The organism is Vibrio sp. 10N.222.52.C3 (genome assembly GCF_041474195.1).
In the GTDB taxonomy this organism is placed as follows: Bacteria; Pseudomonadota; Gammaproteobacteria; order Enterobacterales; family Vibrionaceae; genus Vibrio; species Vibrio crassostreae_C.
Genome location: NZ_JBFRTQ010000136.1, coordinates 1 through 946, shown reverse-complemented (window position 1 = coordinate 946; position 946 = coordinate 1). Strand labels below are relative to the sequence as shown.

2 protein-coding genes are annotated in these 946 nt (G+C 42.9%); both read left to right on the top strand.

Translation table 11 applies throughout. The annotated features are described in order from the left end of the window. A partial coding sequence (locus AB4517_RS18915) for an FKBP-type peptidyl-prolyl cis-trans isomerase (RefSeq protein ID WP_170967442.1) occupies window positions 1–218 on the top strand: 218 nt, incomplete at its 5' end. Between the two features lie 134 nt (window positions 219–352). Continuing rightward, window positions 353–847: a DUF2780 domain-containing protein gene (locus AB4517_RS18910; RefSeq protein WP_017058875.1), complete on the top strand. Its 495-nt coding sequence runs from the start codon at window positions 353–355 to the stop codon at window positions 845–847. The last annotated feature ends 99 nt before the right edge of the window (window positions 848–946 follow it).

Genomic DNA, 946 nt, shown 5'->3' with positions numbered 1-946 from the left:
CTGTTTTCGACAGCTCTGTATCTCGCGGTCAACCTGCTGAATTCCCTGTAACTGGCGTAATTCAAGGTTGGGTACAAGCTCTACAAATGATGCCTGTTGGCTCTAAGTGGAAGCTATACATCCCTCAAGATCTAGCATACGGTGAGCGTGGCGCAGGTGCTGCAATCCCACCATTTGCTGCTCTAGTATTTGAAGTAGAACTTCTAGCTATTCTTTAATTTTTATAAAAACCTTTAGTAAAACAAAATACTATTGGCAAATAAAATTGAAATAATCCAACGGCGATGTGACTACATCGCCGTTTTTCGTTTATAGTGAAAGAGTAAATTACTTTATTACTTAAGGACGAATAATGAAGAAAGTACTCATCACAGTTTTAAGCAGCCTTGCTGTTGTCTCTTGCGCTAGCACTAGCGACTCTGAACAAACCAGTTCATCATCAGATACCAACTATTCCCAACTATCACAAACTGCACTAATGGCAGCAGTGAATATGTGGTCTCAGCAGAACGAAACAACACCACTTGTGGATACGGTAGCTGACCAAGCTTCTGTTACCAGCGACCAAGCAGTTGGCGGTATTGGTTCAATGTTGGCCCTTGCACAAAACTCACTTGGCACAGCCGACAACAAAGAACTCGCGACACTTATTCCAGGCATGTCGAGCCTTGAGTCTACGGGGCTATCATCGCTACTAAGCTCACAAGGTGCCGTTGAAAGTGCGTTTTCTGGATTAGGCATGGATCCATCAATGGTTACGACATTTGCGCCAATCATTCTTCAAGCATTGCAGTCACAAGGTGCGACGAGCGGCCTGATGGATTCACTTTCAGCTATATGGCAATAATCGTTAGTTATTAATAGCTAGCTTAAAATCTAATAAGGGCACTTCGGTGCTCTTTTTTGTGCGTGGAAGAAAAGATATTTGAGATACGAGATACGAGAT

What these genes read in the sequence shown, in the direction of transcription:
- AB4517_RS18910 (WP_017058875.1), top strand. Translation starts at nt 353, where the DNA reads ATGAAGAAAGTACTCATCACAGTTTTAAGCAGCCTTGCTGTTGTCTCT.